Raw genomic sequence first — 22,338 nt, 5'->3', positions numbered from 1 at the left:
ATACTATGCGTCCGTAAGCAGGTTTTCCGCTACCTCCTTACTAAGGGTCAGCCTTTTCTTTTCAAAAAGCACCGTAAGCGACCCGTCAAAATCCTCTATTTCAAGAATTTCAAGCTTAGCTCCAATGGAGAGGCCGATCTTGTCGAGGTAGCGCAGAAAATCGTCCGATGTGTTGGCCAGACTGCGGATTGTGAGGCGCGTCTTCACTGGCGCCGTACCCAATGGCTGTGTTTTCAGCTTTTTGATCCGCCCCTGCTCATCAGGTATTGGGTCTCCGTGGGGGTCTACGGTTGGGTGTCCCAGGTAGGCCTCCAGTCGCTTAATCAGGTCTTCAGATTCAACATGCTCCAGCTGCTCGGCAATCTCATGGACCTCATTCCATTTATATTGCAACTTATCGACCAGGAAAACCTCCCAGATCCGGTGGCGTCGGACGATCTGCAAGGCCTTTTTTCGGCCATTATCAGTTAACTGAATTGTTTTATCCCCAAGAGTTTCCAGGAGGCCCCGCTCACTCATTTTGCGCACCATCTCCAAAACCGTTGCCGGATTCAATTCGAGTGTTTTAGCCAAAGCAATATTGTTGACCTTTTTAACCGGGCGTTGTTCGAGTTTATAAAGCGCTTTAAGGTAGTTTTCTTCGGACTGGTGAGCGAAATGCAGCATTCATCAAAGGTACCCATCCTGCCAAAAATAAAAAATTTGGGAAGCCAAATAAATCTACTTTGGTTATTTGGATTCGGTTTATCTTCATATCCAAATTAATTGAGGCATGGCAAAGAAGCTCTGGGTGCTGGCCGCTTTGGCAGCGACGTTCTCCCTCTATATTTCTTGCAATAAACTACTACCTGGTGCCCCCGGTGAAGATGAGGTCCTGGACGGCCCGGTTGCAGGATTGAGCTCGGAGCAACTGCGCCAATTCCTGGCCGGTGATGTCGCCTTCAACGAGGAAGTATTCACAAGAGAGACGGGGCTTGGCCCCATCTTCGTGGCCGCGTCCTGTGCCACCTGCCATGCCGGTGACGGGAAAGGGCACCCCTTCACGATGCTCACGCGATTTGGCCAGGCCGATACCCTGGGCAACCAGTTCCTTCAGCAGGGTGGCCCTCAATTACAACACCGCGCGATTTCCGGCTACCAGGCGGAAACCATCCCGGCCGGCGCCGCCTTTTCCCGCTTCATGCCGCCCGCGAACACGGGCCTCGGTTTTCTGGAGGCCGTCCCCGATTCCACGTTGCTTCGGCTCGCAGACGAGCATGATGCGGATGGGGACGGTATTTCCGGTCGGCCTAACTGGATAAATGTCCCGGGCTACTGTCTGCTTCGGCCTGGTACGATCGCACGCGGCGACGGAAAGTACATTGGCCGGTTTGGAAAGAAAGCAGCTGTTTATGACCTGTTGCAGCAAACGGTCAATGCCTATAATCAGGATATGGGCGTCAATAGCTCGTACGAGCACCAAAATACCTACAATGGTCAGGAGGCAGATCCTGAGGTCAGCAATCTAACCGTTCAGAACCTCGTGTTTTACCTGCAGACACTGAAAGCACCGATACAGCGTAGTGCGAATGATCCGGCTGTGCAGTCCGGGCGGCAGGTCTTCCTGCGCCTGCAATGTGGAACCTGTCATGTGCCGGAGCTCCGGACCGGCTATTCACCGGTGGCCCCGCTGTCCAACAAGGTGATACAGCCCTATACCGACCTGCTGCTCCATGATATGGGACCTTCTTTGAATGACGGGTATACCGAGGGCACGGCACTTGCGGCGGAATGGCGAACCCCACCATTGTGGGGGCTCGGACTCTCCAAAAATTCACAAGGAGGGCGCTACTTTCTGATGCACGACGGCCGGGCCGGGTCAATTGAGGAAGCCATTCAGCTTCATGGGGGCGAGGCGCAGCAAAGCCGTGCGGCATTCCAGCAGCTAAGCCCCGGCGATAAGGCCAATTTAATCCGTTTTCTTGAATCGCTTTAATTATGGACAGAAGAACTTTTCTAAAGCAGGGTTGCAGCGCCTGCCTCGCATTGACGGCGGTGGGAACATTAATCACCAGCTGTGCGAGTACCCGTTATATTTCAGGCGAATTGGGCAAGGATGGTGTCACCGTGCGTAAGGACGATTTCCTCGTTCGCCAGAAGGGAGGGGCAGCATTCAGTTCCTTCATCATCATCCGCAACGAGGCCCTCCAGTACCCGATCTGCCTGTTTCGAATAAATGACAGAGAGTTTTCGGCGCTTTGGATGCGCTGCAGTCACCAAGGGGCTGAGTTGCAGGCATCGGGAGATGTGTTGCAGTGTCCCGCTCATGGCAGCGAATTCGACAGGCAAGGGATTGCTACTTCCGGGCCCGCAACAGATCGTCTTCGCAGTTTCCCGGTCCGGATCGATGGGAACAACTTATTTATTGACCTCAGAAAGCAAGTATGAAACCACTTTTGATTTTTGCCCTGGCAGTGGGTGCGTCGGTTCCGGCGTTTGCGCAGATCGATCCGGTACTTCTCCGCCGGCCGGAGCAGGACTCCGGAGGGGCGCGGCTGAACATGGATGCGGTTTATAGCCGGCCTTTCAGCCAGTTCGGTAAGTTGCCTGTTGCGCTGGGAGGATATGTGGAAGCAAATTATCAATACGTAGGACAGGATGGCGTATCCGACCGGCACCAGTTCCAGTTTCGCCGGTTGACCCTTTTTGTGTCATCGTCGATCTCGAAGCGGATCCGGTTTCTGAGCGAGATTGAATTTGAAGATGGCGCCAAAGAGATCAGCGTGGAATTTGCGTCGGTCGACTTTGAGTTCAATCCCTTGTTCAACCTCCGTGGGGGGATTGTGCTCAACCCGATCGGAGCTTTCAATCAGAATCATGACGGCCCTAAATGGGAGTTTGTTGACAGGCCGCTTTCGGCTACCCGGATGCTGCCGGCAACCTTTTCGAATGTTGGCTTTGGCGTTTACGGAAAGAAGTATGCCGGTGATTGGGTTTACGGGTACGAAGCTTACCTGACCAATGGCTTCAACGAACGAATTGTGGACAATACAGAGGGGCGGACCTACCTGCCTGCCACCAAAGAAGACCCTGATCGGTTTGAGGAGAATTTCAGTGGCAGCATGCTCTTTACCGGGAAAACAGCACTTCGGCATCGAAAGGTCGGCGAACTGGGCGTTTCGTATATGAGCGGCGCCTACAATAAGTTTGAAGTAGACGGGTTAAAGATCGACAGGAAGCGCACCGTCAGCGTATGGGCGGTCGACTTCAATAGCACGCTGCGTTCGGGAACAGCGCTTACGGGTGAATGGGCATGGGTGAAAGTTGACCTGCCGGCCGACTATACCGAACAGTTCGGCAGAAAGCAGCAGGGCGGGTTTTTAGACATCGTGCAGCCGGTGTGGAAACGGAGTATGTTCGGATTTGACAACGCCGTATTGAATGCGGCCTTGCGGATTGAATATGTCGATTGGAACAGGGGACGTTTTGGTGCAAGCGGGAGTATGATCAGCGATCATCTTTTTTCTCTGGTTCCGGCTCTATCCTGGCGTCCGTCAGCTCAAACGGTTCTCCGGTTTAACTATAGGTACCAGTGGCAACGAGACCTCTTTGGCAATCCGCCGTCCCGACTCGCCGCATTCCAGTTTGGCTTCTCGAGTTATTTCTAATCTAGCACTGTGAGCCTTTGAAGGCTTTTTCTAAAAGTTTTGGTTTTCGCATATATAGGCCCTCTCTTGAAAAATGAGTGAGGTTGCCTGCTTGCCGCAGCTGTCCAATAACACTTCGGCAGTAAGCTTTCGATCTTTTTGCGACCAGGTAACGAATATTTTGTATTGCCATTGGGGAGGTGAAAGGCTGAATGTGGCCGTAGTTCTACCTTATAGTGCCAGCCCCCAGAGAGCCAAATGCTTTCTCGAGTTAGCTGTATCCGCCATTGTTAGCAGTAACTTTTTTGCTAATGCTACAAGATTGCAGGCTTGCGTTATCGTCGTCCGCCATAGCATTCCGTAGGCAATCCTTGACGATGTTACAGTTTGACTATGTTGCGTTAGATTTGATGACCGTGCAACTCGAGTAGAGATTCGGAGTCAACTCTTGGTTTTTTCCTGAAATTGCGTTGAGTTGCTTACTTGCTTGACAAGTAGTTTATCAAAAGCGCCGCGGTAATGATCAGCAGTCCGAAGAATTCTCTTGTTTTTTCTATGTAAGGTTTGGTCGCTTTCATGCTTTCGGTAATGCTGGGACTTCTGTATTTAACGACCCAGTCGCGGACGCCATCTTTAGCGAAGAACAAAACAAAGGCGTGGGCCAAATAGAAGGCGCCCAGTGCCATGTAGATGCGGGGAAGAAAAACAGAAAAGACGGCCAGTGCACAACAGATTGCGGCCGCCATATAGATGCTCACCCAAAGCCAGGCATCGCTGTCATTAAAATTGAAATAGGCAAAAAGTACGAAGGCGAGAAAGAAAACAATATTTATGATGGAGAGCAGCATAGTTGAACACGATAGCGTGAAGAATATTATTATCCCGGTGTACGGAAGGGGTAAATTACCTTTGAAATAGCTATGCCATGCGACTGAATTATTCGCGTGTGAGTTGTTGCCAGATTATATGGTACACATCAGGAGCTGTAAGCTCTTTACTGCGCCAGGCGTCTTTTGTGATCAGCACCGGTTGGTAGGCGCGTTCCGTTACCAGCCGTCCATGCGAGCCTTTTATCAAAGTGGCATCGAGCGGAATCACATCCATCACATAGCGGAGGCCCGCTTTTTTCCGGAGCAACTTATACGCGGCTCTTGCCTTCGATGTCATGAACAACTCCACCGGATCATAACCGGGCTTTTTATGAATGTCCACCACGCGGGCATAGTCAGGTGCTTTTGCGTCATCCAGCCAGAAATAGTAAGTGAACCAACTCTGTTCGTCCGCCATGACCACGAAATCCCCGGCACGCTCATGGTGAATCTTATGGTCTTCCTGTGCAGCCCGATCCAACACCAGCTCCACACCCTTGAGGCTCTCTACGATCTCGCGCACCTGGCCCATTGCGGCTGGATCGTTGACGTAGACATGGGCCACCTGGTGGTCGGCAACTGCAAAGGCTTGCGACGCACCTGCATCCAGCAACTCAAGGCCCCGCTCTAGGCGGACGGCTAGTAATCCCCGTTCCCTGAGTGCCCGATTGATATGGACAGGCCGGCTGACATTCGTGATGCCGTATTCGGATAAAATAACGATACGTGCTCCATTAGCTGAATAATGACCAACCAGCCCTTCCACCACCTTGTCGACCTCCTTCAAGTCGCCGCTGATCTTTTCGAGATTCTGCCCCCATTTCTGCAGACCATAATCCAGGTGCGGCAGGTAGATCAGCGTGAGGGTAGGATCATACTTTTTATCGGTATATACAGAAGCGTCTGCGATCCATTGCGTGGAGCTGATGTCGGTAGCAGGTCCCCAGAATTTGAAGAGCGGGAATTGACCGAGTTCCTGTTGCAATTCATCCCGCAGGCCGGCCGGCTGGGAGTAACAATCGGGTATCTTTCTGCCGTCCGCCAGGTAGTTCGGACGGGGCGTTACCGAATAGTCCGCCGATGAATACATGTTGTACCACCAGAACATATTGGCGCAGGTAAACGAAGGGTCTTCTTTTTTCGCCCGCTCCCAGATCTTTTCTGCCTGCACCAACTTATTGGACTGCTTCCAGAACTTGACCTCGCAATCGGTGCGGTCATACCACCCGTTGCCTACGATTCCGTGTTGGGCGGGATACTTCCCGGTAAGATAGGTTGATTGTACGGACGTAGTAACGCCGGGTAGCAGTGGCCGGATGGTATGAAGGTGGGCGCCGGAAATATATTTCTTCAAAAAGGGGGTATGTTCACCAATCAGCGAAGAGGATAATCCAACGATGTTGATGACAACGGTTTTTCGCATGTTGTATCGTACTTAGTGATTACTTCTGTTAAGTGTTTGCAGGACCCAATCGAGCTCCCGGGAAATGGATTGCTGGAGTGGCAGCTTGAGTTCCTCCGGCAGCACTTCCCAGGTATAGGTCTCGATTTCCAAATGGGCGGTGAACGGTTTCCTCTGTTGTAGTCCGAGCACTTCCTCGATATCGGCTCGCGTTGCCTTCAGCACGCCAAAACCTTCTACAAACAGTGGTACATGATAGTGGGCCCGCCATTCGCAGACAGAGCTATCCCCGGCTTCTTTCAATGCATCCGGCAGGTCGGCATAGCGTTTCAAGGCACCGTCCTTTGTCCGGGCCACTAACTGGTGCAGGTACACCGGCTCATTGAACTGCCGGAAGGCATCGATCACCGCCGCTCTTTCCTGCGCATCTCCGTTCAGGGCAGCCTTCAGTGCCGCACTGATCTGGATCTTACCAATGCGGATTCCTTGTTGCTGCAACTGTTGCACGATGGCCTCGTGGTTCTCATACTCTATGGCGAAATGGCAGATATCATAGCAAAGCTGCACATGCTCCCTGAGCATCCTTTCAGCTTCTGTCTTGCTGCAACGAAACTGCTCCATCAGGAAACAGCCCCCCCGGGGCAAGAGGTATTGCCAGTACCATTCTAAAAACTCTGCTCCGCATTCCAGCAGGCCGTCCGGCTCCGGCTCGAGATCAATATGAATGACTTTGCCGGTCTGTTCTTTTAGTTGTACGAGGCTTTTTACTACCTCCAAGAGGTTGTCGGTGGCCCGCTCAAAGGCGAGCTGCTTTTCAGCGTCCGTTGGGTGCCAATGCCGGTAGCTGAGCGGAGAGGTTGAAATGCCGCCCTCCATGCCCTGTGGCAACAGGGCTGCCAGAATCCTGGCGAGGCGAATCGTATAGACAACCCTGTCGCCGGTTGTCCAATCAGGCGCATGCACCCCATCTTTCACCACTTCATGGTGAAAGCCGCCGTAGGGAAAGCCATTCATCGTAAAGACGTAGCAGTCGTGCACCTGAAGCCATCCCTGGAATTCTTCCAGCTTTTCTTCTTTTTCCAGCTCGATGCTGGCCACATTCGATAAGCGTAAGCCCACACCAAAGGACTTGTCCGGGCAAACCGCCTTTTTTATTTCCGGGAGATGTTGCTTCAAGGCGGCGAAATGATCGCCCCAGCTTTCGCCGGCGTGTATGTTGGTGCAGTACGTAAGGTGTCCTTGCGCCGTTTTCATCGTGTATCCTTCTTTTGTTCTTTCAGGCAGTATTCCTGCAGCCACCTGCTTGCCCTGATGATCATGCGTGGCTCCATCTGGTGCACTTCGTCTCCCACGCCGATCTCTTTTAGCAGGGTTACGGTTAGCCTGCCGCCAAGGTGCTCGCGGAACTCGGTGAGCCCCTGAAGCAAGGCGTTCTGCGCATCGGCTACTTCGAGCAACGGGTGCATCAGCTCAAAGCCCAGAGCTTCCAGAAGAGAAAGGATGCGGCGCAGCGATGGTTCATCTAATTTCCCCGACAGGTAGGAATAGGTGCTGTCCAGCGCGATGCCCAGCGCCACGGCTTCGCCATGCCGTACGGAGAAATCCGTAAGCTGCTCGAGCTTGTGCGCGCTCCAGTGGCCGAAATCCAGCGGGCGGGCGGAGCCCATCTCAAACGGGTCGCCTGAGGCAATGTGCTGCAGATGCAATTCCGCGCAGCGTTTGATGTGGTAGTGCATGGCGTCCATATCCCGGGCCATCATGGCCGCAGCATTTTCCTCGAGCCAGCGAAAGAAGGCCGCGTCCTTGATCAGCGCCACTTTCACCGCTTCGGAAATTCCCGAACGCCAGTCGCGCTCACTCAAAGTGGTCAGGAAATGAGTATCGTTGAATACAGCCACGGGCGGCGCGAACGTGCCCAGGAAATTCTTTTTCCCGAAATAGTTCATGCTGTTCTTGACGCCGACACCGCTGTCGTTTTGTGAGAGCACGGTCGTAGGAATACGGATGTGGCGAACGCCCCGGTGCGCAACGGCACTTGCGTATCCCGCCATATCCAGCACGGAGCCACCGCCAATAGCCACTACATAGGAGTGCCGGTCGATGCCACACTTGTTGATGGCATCCAGCAGCGTCTGAAAATCCGCGTCACTGTTCTTCACCTCTTCGCCCCCGGTTACCGGGACAATGGCAGCAAGTGCGTAAGCAGGCATCGCGCTGCAATACTCTTCGATCTGCTGTTCCAGTTGCGGATGATGGCTGGCCACCTCCTCATCGATCACAAAAAGTAATTTCTTGATGGCACCATCCTGTGCCTGCTCCTGCAAAAAATCCCTCAGCAGCAGATTGGAAGTGTCAAAGAGATGACTGGTAAAAAATACCCTATACTGGAAGCGGACGGTAAATGATTGTTGTAAGAAATCCATAGCAGGACATTGGTGTTTTTACGGTTATGATTCGGTTACTTTCCAACCATTAGGTTACGGCAAATGCTTTTGCGAGCCAGAGCGAAAGGGGCAGCAACAGCAGGATCATTAACGCAACCGAGAGGGTGCCAAAGGCTGCCGCCCAGGCTGCATTCATCAGGATCAGTGCCAGCACGCCCGCCTTCACCGCTTTCCCGATAGAAGGCCCGACAGGGTTACGCACTGCTTTTTGCAACGGCCAGAAGATCATCGCTGCAAAAACAGCCAGGAACAACAAGGCAAATAGGAAGGTTCCGTTCCGGTAGGCGATCCATAAGATACTGCCGATGACCAGCGCATAGAAAATACCCGCCGTCCTGAGAATGCTGCGGCGCCCCCCATGCACTTCGCCACGACTGATCATGGTGATCGCAGCAATGTAGAGAACCGGTATAATGCCGATGACCCAATGAGTGCCCAACGCAGCAGGCAGTATGCTCATACCCAGGCATATGTTCAAGCCTCGGCACAATCCCATATTCAGCGGCCCCAAAAAATAATGATGCTTTCCCCACTTGTCATACAGCAGCGCCGCAATGGCAATAGCAACGGCAATAGCGGCTGAGGGCGTGAAGCTCCGGTGGACGAAGTAAGCAGCTACAATTCCCATGAGCAGCAACAGGCCTCCCAAAATAGCAGCGTTCGTTCTTGCAATTAGTCCGCTTGGAATAGGACGCTCAGGCCGTTCCATTTTGTCCAGGTCTGCATCGAAGACGTCATTGAATACTACGCCGCCGCCGTACAGCCCGATGGTAGCGAGGGCGAGCAAGAGCACCGGGGCAAGCTGCAGCCCGCCGGGCTGCAACTTGCCGAAATAGCCGGCAATAGCCACGCCTGCCAGTATATCGGAGATCGCCGTTACAATATTGGCCGGGCGCATCAGGCGAAAATATCCCTTCACTTGTCTCGGTGACATCAGCGTATGATCAATGAGTTCTTGTCGATCCTTGGTTGTTGTCCGCCCCGAAGAATGCTGTTGCCTTCAAACTTGCGGCTCTGGTCAATGTCTTTGATGGCTGAAAAATCCGCTTCGTAGATCTGCCCGCTGTGGCTGAAGGCGGTAATGGCGTTCTGGTAGGTCACCAGGCGGATGGCCTCCTCGCTGATACCCTGCTCCTTCATGAGGGCAGCCGTTTTCGGAACCGCCAGCGGATCGGAGATGCCCCAGTCGGCAGCAGAATTGACCATGATGCGCTCAGGGCCATATTGCTTTACGATCTCCACCATGCGTTCATTGCCCATTTTAGTGAAGGGATAGATCGTGAAGGCGACCCAGAAGCCGCGGTCGAGCACCTCTTTTACGGTCTCCTCGTTATTGTGGTCTACGATCACGGTAGCAGGGTCCAGTCCATGCTCAAGGGCAATGTCCATACTGCGGGTGGTGCCGTGCTTTTTGTCACGGTGCGGGGTATGTATCTGCACGGGCAAGCCTGCTTCTTTCGCCAGCTCCAGTTGCAGGCGGTAGTATTTTTCCTCGGCAGCAGTCTGATCGTCAAAGCCGATCTCGCCGATACCGACTACGCCTTCCTTGTAGATGAAGTGCGGAAGGATCTCCATTACCTGTTCCGCGAGCGCCTCGTTATTGGCTTCTCTTGAATTTAGCCCGATGGTGCAGTAATGCTTGATGCCGAACTGCGAAGCGCGGAAACGCTCCCAGCCGATCAGGCTGCTGTAGTAATCCTGGAAGGAAGCAACACCGGTGCGTGGCTGCCCGACCCAGAACGCAGGTTCAATGATGGCCACCACGCCCGCGTCGGCCATCGCCTGATAGTCGTCGGTAGTGCGGGAGGTCATGTGTACATGCGGGTCGAAAAACTGCATGCCCTTGACACTATCGAGCGAAAAAGGCTTGCCGGATGGAGGGTGAAGGTCTTTTTCCGTCAGGCTCCTCTTGTCGAAATCATCGTGGCTGCAACACATGCGTTCAATATTTTGGTGTAAATGAGGTTTAGGTTTCGGGGTATATGGATCAAAGGGCGGCAGCTTTTGCTTTTTTGCTGATGCCGTTCCATCGTTCTTTTTCTTCTTCTGCGGAGAGTGCAAAGGCACCATGCTGCAGCAACGCCTGTGCAGGTGCATAGTTGCTGCGGCTGCACGCCAGCAGGGCCGCTTCCCTTTCGAGCGGTTGCTCTGAGCGGGCAATCTTTTCGATGTCCGGAAAGATCTTTTCGTCGATGAAAGGACCGACGCAGCGCCACAGCAGCGGGTTCACCGGGCGATGTGCGGCCCAGCGCTCGTGGGCATAATCCGACAGGATCTTAGCCAGTTCCCGGTTCGCTCGTTCGTCGAGGCCGATGATCTGCTCCACGGGCTTCTCGGTAAAAAAGGCTTTCAGCACCATTTGGTTCCAGGCAGCTTCCTCCAGGTTCTCCGAGGGGTAAGGGTTGTTGCACATAATGGCCTGCAACACGTCGCCGATATTGCTCCGGATCCCTTCCGCACAACGCATCCGCCATCGCTGGGGGTAAGCAAGCACGGGTAGGGCTGAATATAAGGCAACCTGCTCGGACATTTCAGCCCCGGAAAACAAGCTTTCTATTTTTTCGACGTACGCGTCTTCAGCGCAAGCATCCAGTTGCAGGAAAAGCCATACGCGGCAAAGCCGGTCTATCGTCCAGCCGTTCACCGAAACCCCGGGGCGTATGTTCCCCATTATTTTTTGCTCCCTTTCTCTTATCTGCACGTCTGCCTTCCCTGTTTTTTGAGGGATAAGGGCGAAGGTGCGGCTGAGGGCATTTCCCGATGCCGAAGCCGCGCTTTGGATTAACCAAAACCAGGCAGCCGGCGTTATATTTCTTTGGATAATGGTGCCGCACGTACCAAGTAAATCGGCAGCAGAAAAGATGTGCATGTTTGCGTATTCGTTGCGAGTTTGTATCAATAATTATACCCGGCTGTAGCTGTTTCATTGGTTTTACCGGAGTGATACGAGCCAGGGCGGATCATCGGCTCACCTGGGCCGAACTATTCTACCGGCCACGAATACCGATCCGTTGGCTCTGAGCAAGATTTTCGTTGCAGCAGGCATTTACCGGAAGACATCAAATCAGCACTGGAAGGTTGGCGAACTGGGCATACAGTTTATGAGTGGCGCCAATAATTTCAAGGAGCATGGCCTGCTATTGGTACGAAATGAAAAAGGACCCTCCAAAGGTCCTTTTTCATTTATTAGAAATCTGCTAGAAGCGCGCTCCAACAGATACAAAAGCCGTGCGGCCGTCGCCGGGAAGTACACCGGGGCCGGGATAACCGCCCGCGCGGCGCGTGAAGTAGCGCTTGTCGAACAGGTTGTTGATACCCGCCTTCAGCGTCAGGCTTCGTGTGGCCTTGAAGGACGCCGACAGGTCGGTGATGGTATATGCGGGAATGGGACCGCTTTGGCCGTTGGCGGCAATAGCAGTGGTGTTGGTAGCGTCAGAGAAGGTCAGACCCGTGTGGCTGATCTGGCCGGTGAGCAGGAAGCCTTTGTAGCCGGCGCTGATGCCACCGCGGAAGATATCCTGCGGGGCGTTCTCTACGCGCTTGCCGGCAATGATGCTGTCTTTGAACGAGCTGCTGTAGCGTGCATCAAGGTAGCTGTAGGAGCCGAACACGATCAGGCCCCAGTTGCTATTGCGGCGGAAGGCGCGCACCGGGTTGAACTCTACAAAACCTTCGAAGCCCTTGCTCGTGCTCGAGCCGAGGTTGGTGACGAGGCGGTAGGCCGGCGTGCTGCCCGTTGCGGCGAAGGTGCGGGTGCCCACGCGATTGTCGTACTGCAGCAGGAAGCCGCTGACGTCAAACTGCAGGTAGCTCTTCAGCTTGCCGCGGTAGCCGAGGTCGATATTATAGCCCTTCGAATCCTTCAGATCCTGGTCAATGATATCGGTGGTAGCGGCCGGCGCCTGCAGGTTGGCAAACTGGATGGGGCGGTAGGCCTGGGCGAATGAAGCATAAACTTCGGTGGTCTTCGTTACATGAAATTCGGCGCCGATGCCCGCGAGCAGGAAGGAGCGGCTGCGCGTTACATCCTGAAGCAGGCTGTCCTGCCCGTTGGTCTTGTAACCGATGCGGCCCGAAGCGTTGCCGCGGAGCCACTCATAGCGCAGACCGGGAATAAGGAGGATGCGATCGGAGATGCGAAAGACGTTTTCGACGTAGGCGGCCAGATTCTGCGATCCGAAGTTGATGTCGCGGTCGTAGCGGCCACCCGGGGCAAGCGACATGTCGTAGTCGGTGCCCGTGGTGCCGCGGCCTTCGGCGAGGCGGTGGGTATTGCCCGTGTAGGCACGGATGCCACCCGAGAAGGTATGATTGCGGCCCGCGAGTTTATAATCGGTGATGATGCGGCTCTCGAGCACGTAGTTGCGGTAAAAGTCGCCATTGAGCACGCGATTATTATACTGCATCGTGCTCTTGTTGATCGTATCGGCAATATTGATGGCACGGGTGAAGCCTACCGAATTGCGGTCGCCGATGGTGGCCGAAACCTTGGTGGTCCAGCGGGTGCCCGGATTGATCTGCCAGTTGGCTGTGAGCGCGGGCATCGTCCAGGTAACGTCGAACCAGTTGCGGCTGCGGAGACTTTGCTGTGCGTTCTGCTCAAACTGCAGGTCGGTGAGGCCGCCCGGCTGCTGGCTGCGGATGTTGGAGCGCATCAGTTCGGCCGAAAGCGAAAACTTAGGCGTGAAACGGTAGGTAACGGTGCCGAAGCCTGCGTTGGTATAGTAGCGGCTGTTCTGACGCCATCCATCCCCGTTGCGGTGGTCGAAGAAAGCGTAGTAATTCACTTTGGCTGTATTGCCACCGATCGCGTTATAGGAGTTGAAAAGGCGGTTGGACCCGACGGTCTGCTGCGTTTCGAATTCAAAAGGCTTGCTGATCTCGGAGCCGTTGCGGAGTATGTAGTTGACCATGCCGCCAAACTGCGGACCGTATTGCAGCGCGCCCTGGCCGCGAACGACTTCGATGCGCTGCACCGCCTGGAGTTGCGGGTTGTAATAGGCTTCGGGGTAGCCGAAGGGGTCGGCGGCAATGTCGTAGCCGTTCTGGCGTACGTTGAACTCCCAGCTGCGATTGGGACTCAGCCCGCGGGCGGCGATACCGATCTGGATACCTGAGGGGTCGCTTTCCCATACGTGGATGCCCGGCACCTTCGCAAGGACTTGGCGCATGGTGTTGGTGACCACATTGCCCTGAACGTTGTCGAGAACGATCAGGGCGCTTTTCTTGCCTGCATAAATATTGGTACCTACGACCTCAGGAAGGGCCTGGTAGTCGGATCGGCTGCCGCGGCCTACCACTGTGATCTCGGAGAGGTACCGGGTTTTCGGCGCCGTACTATCGTCGGCAAAGGATTTATCGGGAGTATTCTGGCCAAAGGCGCCAAGGCCTAACAGAATGCCGGTAGCAACAAGGGTCGTCTTCATTAAGCGGTTCGTTTAAGCCCGCAAATGTCGACGAGCTTTCAGGTCGTCTATTTCGAATTCGGGAAAAAGTATTTCGATAAAGGAAAATCCTAGCCAGACGTCTGACTCCGAAGCTTGCTTTGCGCGAAGCCCACCTTATTGCTCCGACAACGATTGGTTCGCTAAGAACTTCCGGTCGCTCAACGTGCGCAGGAATGCAAGCAGGTTCGTCTTTTCTTCTGGTGTCAGGGCAATTCCATTTCTAACCAGGCTGTCGACATTGGGTGTTTGTTGAACACCACCTGCATAGTGGTTGAGGACGGCGTCTAAGGTCACAAAGCGGCCGTCATGCATGTAAGGGGCTGTGAATTCAACGTTTCGGAGGCTGGGAACTTTAAACCGGAACCGGTCTGATGGATTCAAGGTGACTTCGGCACGTCCTTCATCTCCGTTAAGGCCAATCGCCAGGCCGTTATTCCGGAAGCTATGGTCCGTAAATAGCGGCTCTTTGTGGCATGAAGCGCATTTCTGCTTGAAGATCGCATACCCGGCCTCCTCAATGGGAGAGAAAGCGGATAGCCCCCGCACAACGCTATCGTACCGAGCATCGGCACTGACACACATGACCATGAACTGAGACAGCGCCTTCATCGTCCGGGCCGTGCTAATTTCATCGGAGCCAAATGCCTTTTTAAAAAGTGCAGGATAATCGGGATGTGACCGGAGCTTCACCAATATGTTATCTATGGATTCGTCCATTTCCACATGGTTCGTGATCGGTGCTATCGGCTGGAAGTCGAGATCGAAGATGCCCCCGTCCCACATAAAGGTCGGCGACCAGGCGAGGTTCATAATTGCCTGTGAATTGCGGCGGCCGAGGCGATCGTCGATTCCGTGGCTTACGTCATGACCGTGTTGGGTAAATGCAGCGGATTGGATATGGCAACTACCGCAGGAAATGCTGTTGTTCCGAGAAAGGCGCGGCTCATAAAATAGCTTTCGTCCGAGCTCGAAGCCTGCCTGGGTGACGCCGTTATTTTCAAAACGGTAAGCCGGTTCCGGAAAATGCGCCGGATTCCGGAAGCCGCCAAATGCCTCCAACACCTCCTTTGAGCAGGAGAGGAGTAGCATAAAAGCTGTGCAAAAAAGGATATAGCGCCGTTGCATGGGCGGATTTAGTTTTCGGTATGATCGTGCCGGAACGCCTGAACATAATTGTTGGCCACCGTCTGGCTGAAATCACTGAACATGACGCTGGGATTGGCTGCAATGCTTACCGGGGTCGGGCCGTCAAAGACCTTCATGGCATCCACCACGAAGTGGATGTTGACATTTCGCCCGGAGCGGGGACGGGCGTTCCCGGCCACACTCAAGTCAAAAGTGATGGGTTTGATATTATTGATAGTGGGTGCCGAGTAACCGCCAAAGCCGCCGACGTGGTATCGGAACTTATTTTGCCCGCTTGGGTCAACCGGTGCTGTGGGAGACAGTCCCTCCAGCTTCATGAAAATGTATCCGCTGTTCCATCCCCAGTACATACCATCGTCCATGCTTCCGGCAGGGTCGAGCACGCCGGTACGGCGCGAAATGTCCATAGTGCTCCTGAGGCTGTCCACGCCAACAGTGAAGCGAAGCTCCCGGTATTCGCCTGCCGGTACGCGCAACCGGCAGTACCGCGAGTCGGGTATATGTTCCCGAATGAGGAAATAGCTGCTATCCTGGGGTACGGTGTAGCGGGTGCCGTCGGTCTTTACCAGGCTGATGTTGGAGATGAAGTACTGGAAGCGCGAAACCGTAAAGGCCTCACCGGTGCCATTTGTATAGGTTACGGCGTTTAAAAAGAGGTTTTGCCCCCCGATGATGTTGTCGAATTCTATGGTAAGCGGCACCAGGTCAGATTCGGCCGGCGTGCCAGGAGTGGCGGGCGCTTCTGCGCTTTTCTCGCACGAAACACCGATGGTGCTTATGAATGCCGCGAGCAGTAGCGTTAGGTGTTTACGTGTTACCATTGTGGGACGAATGATAGGTGGGCGAGCGGGTTACATATACTGAAATCTATTTTAAGCAACTCCAAATTGCAGGGCTCTATTGTAAATTTAGCCAATCATGCCAATATTTTCATTTATGCCGCCGGCAAGAACGATAGAGATCGAAGTCTGGCGATTGGTGAAAAACAAAAAGCCTGCATTAAGCAGGCTTCGAATAAAAGTTATTATAATTAAGCAGACTTGAGCAATTTCATGAATCGGTCGGCTTGCTCTTTTGTCTTGATGATTTGAGACAAAGAAGAGCGGTTACGACGGGTTGAATGAGTAACCTTGCCATTTCCCTGAGCTTGTTTCTGCAGGGCCTCTAACTTTTGTTGAAGTTTCTTTTCCACAGGATAAAGTTATTACTATTTCTAATAATTATTATTAGTAAAATATACAAAATTCAGGCCTGCTGTTCCTTTTTAAGCCCAAAAACGAAATAGTTAAACATAGGCCTGGGCCGTGGGTCATTCTTGTTGATGCGAATTGGAACAGGCATAATGTCTTGAAAATCAAATGGATTTTCATATTGCGTCTTGCCAAAGCGGGTGATTCTGACATAATACTTGATGCCAAAAAATTCGAAGAATTGATCTAGGTAGTCGTAGTTGACTTTCAAAAGGAAGTGGTATAAGGCTGCCCTTTCATTATTCGATCCGTCGACTCCCAAAAAGTGGTCGGGGTTCTTACGGAGGTAGCCCAATGCTTCAAACATTATTGTTGAGAATACGGCTGAATAATCTTTATGTGTAAGCTGGACTTTATCATCAATGCCACCTCTTGCATCCATCGGTCCGAACGCCAGATTGTAAACGTTAGGAAGAAATTCCATCTCCTCGTTATGTATTTCGACTTTCAGTGGCACGGAATGCCCGTCAATTAACTCAGTAGGGAAAACCCCGTTGCGAAAATCTTCGGATATCTCAGTAAAATTAAATTCACGATCAAAGTCAATTCGGACATTTAGAGCCATGAAGTGGTTTGTGCTAATATATTAAATCTCTGAAATTATTTTTCACATTAGCAATGAAGCTCGGCAGTCCCCATTTTCTATTTATCTTAGTAACGAAGCGCTATGTGTGACAACCTATCTCGGCGGTGTTATGCATGGAAATTGATAAACAAAATAATTTAAAAGAATAATCATGGAACTGTTAGTAGCATACCAACCAGAGGTATTATTTATGAACGATATTGATCAATTGGATTTTTCAATGATCAAAATGAAATTGCAGGACAAGGAAGAGGGACAAGGCTGGACAAAAAAACAGTGTGAAGATGCGGAAATAGAATATAAACGCTTCCTTTCCCTAAAACGGACGTACCCGAATTTGGAAGTGGTTCCTAATAAAGCCATTGATATGTTCTGGCATCAACATATCCTGGACACAGCTAAATATGCCGACGATTGCGAGTCGATTTTCGGATATTTTCTTCATCACTATCCATATTTTGGCATGAACGGGGAGCAAGACGCCGAAAATTTAAATACTGCGTTTGAGGAAACAAAAGTGCTTTATAGGAAACATTTTGGAATCGACTATGTGGGCGAAGCTCCGAAGTGCAAGGCGCCTAAATGCCGCACGGCATGTAAGCCGATGAAGTGTCGTTAATAAAGACAATATAGATGAGTCAAACCCATTCTCAGTTAAGCGAAAGTGCCCCTGAAAAAGGGGCTTTCGCTTATAATTTGGCAAAGCATGACCATATTGAAGCATTATGTGAAGACTTGGATCAGGAGGGGATGCAAAGAGAAGTAGAAAAACACCTGCTTCAGCTAACGCAACGTTTTGTCCCAAATTACAATGTCTTATTCCTATTTGACGAGTTTACCCTGATTTCATCATGGGAAGCAAACACTATATACCAAGCTTTAAATCAATTCTCCGAAGAAAAGGATCTTTTGTTGGTGCTGCATAGTATTGGTGGTTCTATTGAGCCGGCTTATCTAATCAGTCAGACCTGCAAAAAGAAAACAAAACAGAAATTCTGCGTTACAGTTCCCCGTAAAGCTAAGTCTGCAGCCACACTTCTTTCTCTTGGTGCAGATGAGATTCATATGGGAATGCTAAGTGAGTTAGGGCCGATTGATCCTCAAATTAAACTTCTAGGAGAAACAGAGAGCTGGCCTGCATTGGGGGTCGGCCATTCCTTAGAATATATTGCCAAATTAGTATGCCAACATCCGGGATCCGCCTCAATGTTCGCTCAGTATTTGACCAACAAATTAGAGCCGAACCAACTTGGGTACTTTGAACGCGTTTCCGAATCAGCCGTTCAATATGCTGAGAGGTTACTTGGTACCAAAGAAGTTGCTGCTGAAGAAACGGTGCAGAGTGTTGCAGGAAAATTGGTCTATCATTATAAGGACCACGACTTTGTCATAGATATCGATGAAGCAACAAAGTTACTCGGAAGTACTATTGTCAGAAAACATACATCTGAATATCAGTTCGGAAGTGAAGTCTACGATTTATTTGATCGGATGACCTTACAAATTTTAAAAAGACACGACCGGCATTTTACTTACGTCGGCAATGTTTCAAGCGGGTTGAAAGTCGTCGGGTTATCGTCCTAAGAATGGATATTTAGCTAGATGAAGTGAGATTTGAACAAAATAGCCTGAGATCAAATAGGCTCTTTTGATAATTTTTCTCGTACAGTCAAGAGCTGCCTTTCCATTTCTGGTGTGACCAATTGTCCAGACACTGCAGTGTCACTACTTTTGTATTGGTTAGAGTCTATCCATGAAGTTGATGATCAAAAATATGGTTTGTCCGCGCTGCATTATGTCCGTAGAGCAGCTCTTGTCCCAGCATGGGATGCAGGCCAGTGCCGTCAGGCTTGGTGAGGTCGATCTGGCCATTGCTCCCCAACCAGAAACCCTGCAGCGGTTTTCTGAAGCGCTGGCGCAGGTGGGCTTCGAGTTACTGGACGACCAGAAGAAGCAGCTTATCGACCGCCTAAAGACACTGCTCCTGGAAAAGGTTCAATCAGGAAGCATCGAGGAACATTTCAGCATGTCGAAGTACCTCACTGCTGCCGTTCATAAAGATTACTCCAACCTGAGCCGACTTTTCTCCGAAGTGGAGGGCGTGACGCTGGAGCAATACTTTATCCTTCAGAAAATTGAGAAGGCCAAGGAGTGGCTGATCTACGGTGAGCACACCCTAAGTGAGATCGCTTGGCGACTCGGCTACAGTAGCACCCAGCACCTTTCCAGCCAGTTTAAGAAGGTCACCGGCATGACGCCCAGCCAGTTCAAAGATCGGGGCACCTCGTTGCGACGTTCTTTGGATGATGTCGTTTGAACCAATTAAGTATACAAGTTAGCCATGAGGATGTAACAGCAGGGGCCTTTGTTGGTGCCACCTTTGTGTGATCAAATCCATCGTTATGGCAACAAACACTGATCATACAATCGAACTCCCCCTGGCTGGCGTAGAGAGCGAGCACTGCGCGCTGATCGTCGACAAGGGCCTTGCCACTGTCCCTGGCATCCGGGAACACCATGTGGAACTCAACAATCACAAAGCTATTTTCAAAGCGGATGATGAGGAAGCTGTGGCCAAAGCGGTCACGACCATACGTGGCCTCGGCTACGACGTCGAAACGATCCGCCAAACCTTTCCGGTAACGGGAATGAGCTGCGCTTCCTGCGCTGGCAGCACCGAGTCGATGATCAAAGCCCAGGTCGGTGTGGTGGATGCTGCGGTAAACTTTGCCAACTCCTCCGTGAAGGTGGAATATGTTCCTACGGTAGTTACTCCAGAAGCGCTAAAGGCCAGCGTGCAGTCCATCGGTTTCGACCTGATGATTGAAGACTCAAAGGAAGCTAAAGAGGCCCTGGAGGATCTGCACCGCGAAAAGCTCCGTTCCCTGCGTCAGCGTACGATCTGGTCGGTTCTGCTTTCGGTACCGCTGGTGATCATCGGGATGTTCTTCATGAACATGCCCCACGCGAATTACATCATGTGGGCGCTGGCAACCCCGGTGGTGCTCCTCTTCGGACGGCAATTCTTCATCAATGCCTGGAAGCAGGCCAGGCACCGTTCGGCGAATATGGACACGCTGGTAGCTCTCAGCACCGGCATCGCCTACGCTTTTAGCGTCTTCAACACCTTAAATCCAGCTTTCTGGCACAGCCGCGGCCTGCACGCGCACGTTTATTTCGAAGCGGCGGCCGTCGTCGTAACATTCATTCTGCTGGGGAAGCTCCTGGAGGAAGGAGCTAAAGCATCCACCTCCTCAGCCATCAAAAAGCTCATGGGCCTTCAACCGAAAACAGTTACGGTAGTTCATGAGGGCGGTCACATGATGGAAATGCCGATTGAGAAGGTAGCGGTAGGCGATACCCTCCTGGTCAAGCCAGGTGAAAAGGTAGCCGTAGACGGTACCGTGATCACTGGGGAGTCCTACGTGGATGAAAGTATGATCTCTGGCGAACCAGTCCCCGTTGCTAAGAAAACGGGAGAAAAGGTTTTCGCCGGTACCATCAATCAGAAAGGGAGTTTCCAGTTCCAGGCCGACAAAGTAGGCGGCGAAACCTTGCTGGCCCAGATCATCCGCGCCGTACAGGATGCGCAGGGGTCAAAAGCACCTGTGCAAAAGCTGGTCGACCGCATCGCCGGGATCTTCGTGCCGGTGGTGATTTTGATCGCCGTAGCAGCCTTCATAGCATGGTGGGTCCTCGGTGGAGAGAACGGACTCACTCAAGGATTGCTTGCCCTGGTGACGGTGCTTGTGATCGCCTGCCCCTGCGCGCTTGGCTTGGCAACCCCCACGGCGATCATGGTTGGTGTAGGTCGGGGCGCCGAGCAGGGCATCCTGATCAAGGATGCAGAAGCACTGGAGGTCGCGCATAAAGTAAACGCCATCGTTCTGGACAAAACAGGGACCATTACAGCCGGTAAGCCGGAAGTGGTGGATACTTTGTGGCTCAACGACTCTCAAGGCCATAGAAACGTCTTATTTGGCCTGGAAAGCGCATCGGAGCACCCGCTCGCTGAGGCTATTGTGAAGAGCCTCCAGAACACGGCCCGGCCGGTAGCAATCGAGCGGCTGGAGTCGATCACTGGTGCTGGTGTTCGAGGAGTGTTCGAAGGCAAGGTCTACTACGCAGGCACTGCGAAGCTGCTGCAGGAGTCCGGGATCACCCTGCCAGAAGCCGCAACCGCCTGGAGCGACCGGCAGCGGGCCGAGGCACGAACCGTCATCTATTTTGCGACTGCAGGTCAGGTCTTGGCCGTGATCGCCATTGCCGATACGATCAAACCCTCCTCAGTCGCCGCTGTACAGCGCCTTAGAAGCCTGGGTATCGATGTCTACCTGTTTACGGGCGACAACCAGCAAACAGCTGCCGCTGTAGCCCGCCAGGTCGGTGTCGAGCACTTCAAGGGGGAAGCCCTCCCGCAAGACAAAGCGGCCTTCGTTAAAGAGCTGCAACAGAAGGGGAAGACAGTTGCCATGGTTGGTGACGGCATTAACGACAGCCACGCCCTCGCCCAGGCCGATGTGAGCATTGCTATGGGTAAGGGTAGTGACATCGCGATGGATGTGGCCAAAATGACGCTGATCAGCTCTGACCTAGAGCGCATTCCAACAGCGCTGAGGCTCTCCAGGCTTACCGTGCGCACAATCCGCCAGAACTTGTTTTGGGCCTTTATCTACAACCTGATCGGCATCCCGATTGCAGCCGGTCTGCTTTACCCTATCAACGGCTTCCTGCTGAACCCGATGATCGCTGGTGCGGCAATGGCTTTAAGTAGTGTGAGCGTAGTCGCCAACAGCCTCCGACTCAAATGGGCGCGCCTGTAACCAATAAAGTATACTTCAAAAACAAAATTGTATAACAATAAGGCTCCAGCTATACAGGAGCTTTGCAAAAACGAAACAGATGAAACACGAATTCAAGACAAACATCAACTGCGGCGGCTGCGTCGCTGCGGTCACCCCCCACCTGAACGGAGAGAAAGCGATTACCAATTGGAAGGTGGACACACAAAACCCGCAAAAGGTGCTGACGGTCGAAACCGACGACCTGAATGCTGATCAGGTTTGCGCGCTGGTACAGAAAGCCGGGTTTAAAGCGGAAGCATTGAGTTAACAAAAGGGTGGCACTTGCCGCCCTTACTTTTGCAAAATGAAGGCAATTGTGATGGTTACAAAATGGCTGAGGTGGCTTCTTGCTACTATGGTGCTGCGCAAGAAAAGCTGCTGCGAATAGCGGCCCTAGCTTCGAAATTCCCTAATCCGACAATGGTGTTCCTGAAATCGAAACTCATCCGTTTAAGTTTTGTTCACCTTTGCGGCCACAAACGGAATGTTAATGAAAACGAGTTTTTTCTCGATCGCAATACTTCTTTCGTCAACCGGCGCTACTGCGCAGGATACGACCAGCCAGACCTTGCTGGGTGATACCATCACACCGAAAACGAAATATCTGTCGGAGATCACCGTGGTGGGCCGTGGCAGCCGCTCCGACTATCAGGCGCTTCCCGAGATCGTGGGCACCAATATCTACGCGGGCAAGAAAAACGCTCTTATCGTGCTCGACAACGTG

General features: G+C 52.4%; 22 protein-coding genes. 9 read left to right on the top strand and 13 right to left on the bottom strand.

Annotation, left to right across the window (positions count from 1 at the left end):
• Positions 1 to 3: 3 nt before the first annotated feature.
• Positions 4 to 666, bottom strand: a complete 663-nt coding sequence (locus ABD937_RS19500; RefSeq protein ID WP_345257569.1) for a metal-dependent transcriptional regulator — start codon at positions 664 to 666, stop codon at positions 4 to 6.
• Positions 667 to 772: 106 nt separating this feature from the next.
• On the opposite strand from ABD937_RS19500, the gene ABD937_RS19495 reads away from it, so the two are divergent.
• From ABD937_RS19495 to ABD937_RS19485, 3 genes are read left to right on the top strand one after another with little or no spacing between them, the layout of a single operon-like run.
• A complete protein-coding gene (locus tag ABD937_RS19495) occupies positions 773 to 1,975 on the top strand; it encodes a di-heme oxidoredictase family protein (RefSeq protein WP_345257568.1) in 1,203 nt (400 codons plus the stop codon).
• A 2-nt stretch (positions 1,976 to 1,977) separates the two neighbouring features.
• Entirely contained in the window at positions 1,978 to 2,427 is a 450-nt protein-coding gene (locus ABD937_RS19490; protein ID WP_345257567.1) for a Rieske (2Fe-2S) protein, read from the top strand.
• Positions 2,424 to 3,647, top strand: a complete 1,224-nt coding sequence (locus tag ABD937_RS19485) for a hypothetical protein (protein ID WP_345257566.1) — start codon at positions 2,424 to 2,426, stop codon at positions 3,645 to 3,647. The genes ABD937_RS19490 and ABD937_RS19485 overlap by 4 nt, the downstream gene beginning before the upstream one ends.
• 458 nt (positions 3,648 to 4,105) lie before the next feature.
• Here ABD937_RS19485 and ABD937_RS19480 read toward each other — a convergent pair whose 3' ends face one another.
• The 12 genes from ABD937_RS19480 to ABD937_RS19425 all read right to left on the bottom strand — a co-directional run bounded on the left by ABD937_RS19480 (position 4,106) and on the right by ABD937_RS19425 (position 16,749).
• On the bottom strand, positions 4,106 to 4,474 hold the full coding sequence (locus ABD937_RS19480) for a transmembrane 220 family protein (RefSeq protein WP_345257564.1): 369 nt from the start codon (positions 4,472 to 4,474) through the stop codon (positions 4,106 to 4,108).
• Between the two features lie 88 nt (positions 4,475 to 4,562).
• The gene (locus tag ABD937_RS19475; protein ID WP_345257563.1) at positions 4,563 to 5,918 is read right to left on the bottom strand and encodes an alkaline phosphatase family protein; all 1,356 of its coding nucleotides are present in this window, start codon (positions 5,916 to 5,918) and stop codon (positions 4,563 to 4,565) included.
• 12 nt (positions 5,919 to 5,930) lie between these two features.
• Positions 5,931 to 7,151: a metabolite traffic protein EboE gene (gene eboE, locus ABD937_RS19470; protein WP_345257562.1), complete on the bottom strand. Its 1,221-nt coding sequence runs from the start codon at positions 7,149 to 7,151 to the stop codon at positions 5,931 to 5,933.
• Entirely contained in the window at positions 7,148 to 8,320 is a 1,173-nt protein-coding gene (locus ABD937_RS19465) for a 3-dehydroquinate synthase (protein WP_345257560.1), read from the bottom strand. Before ABD937_RS19465 ends, eboE begins: the two co-directional genes overlap by 4 nt.
• A 49-nt stretch (positions 8,321 to 8,369) precedes the next feature.
• The gene (gene eboC, locus ABD937_RS19460) at positions 8,370 to 9,275 is read right to left on the bottom strand and encodes a UbiA-like protein EboC (protein ID WP_345257558.1); all 906 of its coding nucleotides are present in this window, start codon (positions 9,273 to 9,275) and stop codon (positions 8,370 to 8,372) included.
• Positions 9,275 to 10,279 carry a TatD family hydrolase gene (locus tag ABD937_RS19455; protein ID WP_345257557.1) on the bottom strand — a complete coding sequence of 335 codons (1,005 nt, stop codon included), beginning with the start codon at positions 10,277 to 10,279 and terminating at the stop codon, positions 9,275 to 9,277. Before ABD937_RS19455 ends, eboC begins: the two co-directional genes overlap by 1 nt.
• 49 nt (positions 10,280 to 10,328) lie before the next feature.
• Positions 10,329 to 11,210: an EboA domain-containing protein gene (locus ABD937_RS19450; RefSeq protein WP_345257556.1), complete on the bottom strand. Its 882-nt coding sequence runs from the start codon at positions 11,208 to 11,210 to the stop codon at positions 10,329 to 10,331.
• Between the two features lie 328 nt (positions 11,211 to 11,538).
• On the bottom strand, positions 11,539 to 13,767 hold the full coding sequence (locus ABD937_RS19445; protein ID WP_345257554.1) for a TonB-dependent receptor family protein: 2,229 nt from the start codon (positions 13,765 to 13,767) through the stop codon (positions 11,539 to 11,541).
• A gap of 135 nt (positions 13,768 to 13,902) precedes the next feature.
• Positions 13,903 to 14,913 carry a cytochrome-c peroxidase gene (locus ABD937_RS19440; RefSeq protein WP_345257553.1) on the bottom strand — a complete coding sequence of 337 codons (1,011 nt, stop codon included), beginning with the start codon at positions 14,911 to 14,913 and terminating at the stop codon, positions 13,903 to 13,905.
• A gap of 8 nt (positions 14,914 to 14,921) precedes the next feature.
• Positions 14,922 to 15,755, bottom strand: a complete 834-nt coding sequence (locus ABD937_RS19435; protein ID WP_345257552.1) for an MbnP family protein — start codon at positions 15,753 to 15,755, stop codon at positions 14,922 to 14,924.
• Positions 15,756 to 15,964: 209 nt separating this feature from the next.
• On the bottom strand, positions 15,965 to 16,126 hold the full coding sequence (locus ABD937_RS19430) for a hypothetical protein (protein ID WP_165871596.1): 162 nt from the start codon (positions 16,124 to 16,126) through the stop codon (positions 15,965 to 15,967).
• 53 nt (positions 16,127 to 16,179) lie between these two features.
• A complete protein-coding gene (locus tag ABD937_RS19425) occupies positions 16,180 to 16,749 on the bottom strand; it encodes a DUF6934 family protein (protein ID WP_345257551.1) in 570 nt (189 codons plus the stop codon).
• A 172-nt stretch (positions 16,750 to 16,921) separates the two neighbouring features.
• Here ABD937_RS19425 and ABD937_RS19420 point away from each other — a divergent pair, with 172 nt between their 5' ends.
• The 6 genes from ABD937_RS19420 to ABD937_RS19395 all read left to right on the top strand — a co-directional run.
• Positions 16,922 to 17,389 (top strand): glycine-rich domain-containing protein, encoded by a 468-nt coding sequence (locus tag ABD937_RS19420; protein WP_345257550.1) that lies wholly within the window; start codon positions 16,922 to 16,924, stop codon positions 17,387 to 17,389.
• Between the two features lie 14 nt (positions 17,390 to 17,403).
• Positions 17,404 to 18,354, top strand: coding sequence for an SDH family Clp fold serine proteinase (locus ABD937_RS19415; protein ID WP_345257548.1), 951 nt, complete (start codon positions 17,404 to 17,406; stop codon positions 18,352 to 18,354).
• Positions 18,355 to 18,523: 169 nt separating this feature from the next.
• Positions 18,524 to 19,087 carry a helix-turn-helix domain-containing protein gene (locus ABD937_RS19410; protein ID WP_345257547.1) on the top strand — a complete coding sequence of 188 codons (564 nt, stop codon included), beginning with the start codon at positions 18,524 to 18,526 and terminating at the stop codon, positions 19,085 to 19,087.
• A gap of 85 nt (positions 19,088 to 19,172) precedes the next feature.
• On the top strand, positions 19,173 to 21,593 hold the full coding sequence (locus tag ABD937_RS19405; RefSeq protein WP_345257545.1) for a heavy metal translocating P-type ATPase: 2,421 nt from the start codon (positions 19,173 to 19,175) through the stop codon (positions 21,591 to 21,593).
• Between the two features lie 79 nt (positions 21,594 to 21,672).
• Positions 21,673 to 21,882, top strand: a complete 210-nt coding sequence (locus ABD937_RS19400; RefSeq protein ID WP_345257544.1) for a heavy-metal-associated domain-containing protein — start codon at positions 21,673 to 21,675, stop codon at positions 21,880 to 21,882.
• A gap of 222 nt (positions 21,883 to 22,104) precedes the next feature.
• Positions 22,105 to 22,338, top strand: a 234-nt coding sequence (locus ABD937_RS19395) for a hypothetical protein (protein ID WP_345257543.1), incomplete at its 3' end; no start/stop codon positions are given.

Origin of the sequence: Flaviaestuariibacter amylovorans (genome assembly GCF_039541815.1) — a bacterium.
Classification (GTDB): domain Bacteria; phylum Bacteroidota; class Bacteroidia; order Chitinophagales; family Chitinophagaceae; genus Flavisolibacter; species Flavisolibacter amylovorans.
The sequence above is the reverse complement of the archived record's forward strand: the minus strand, read 5'-3'. Positions and strand labels throughout refer to the sequence as shown.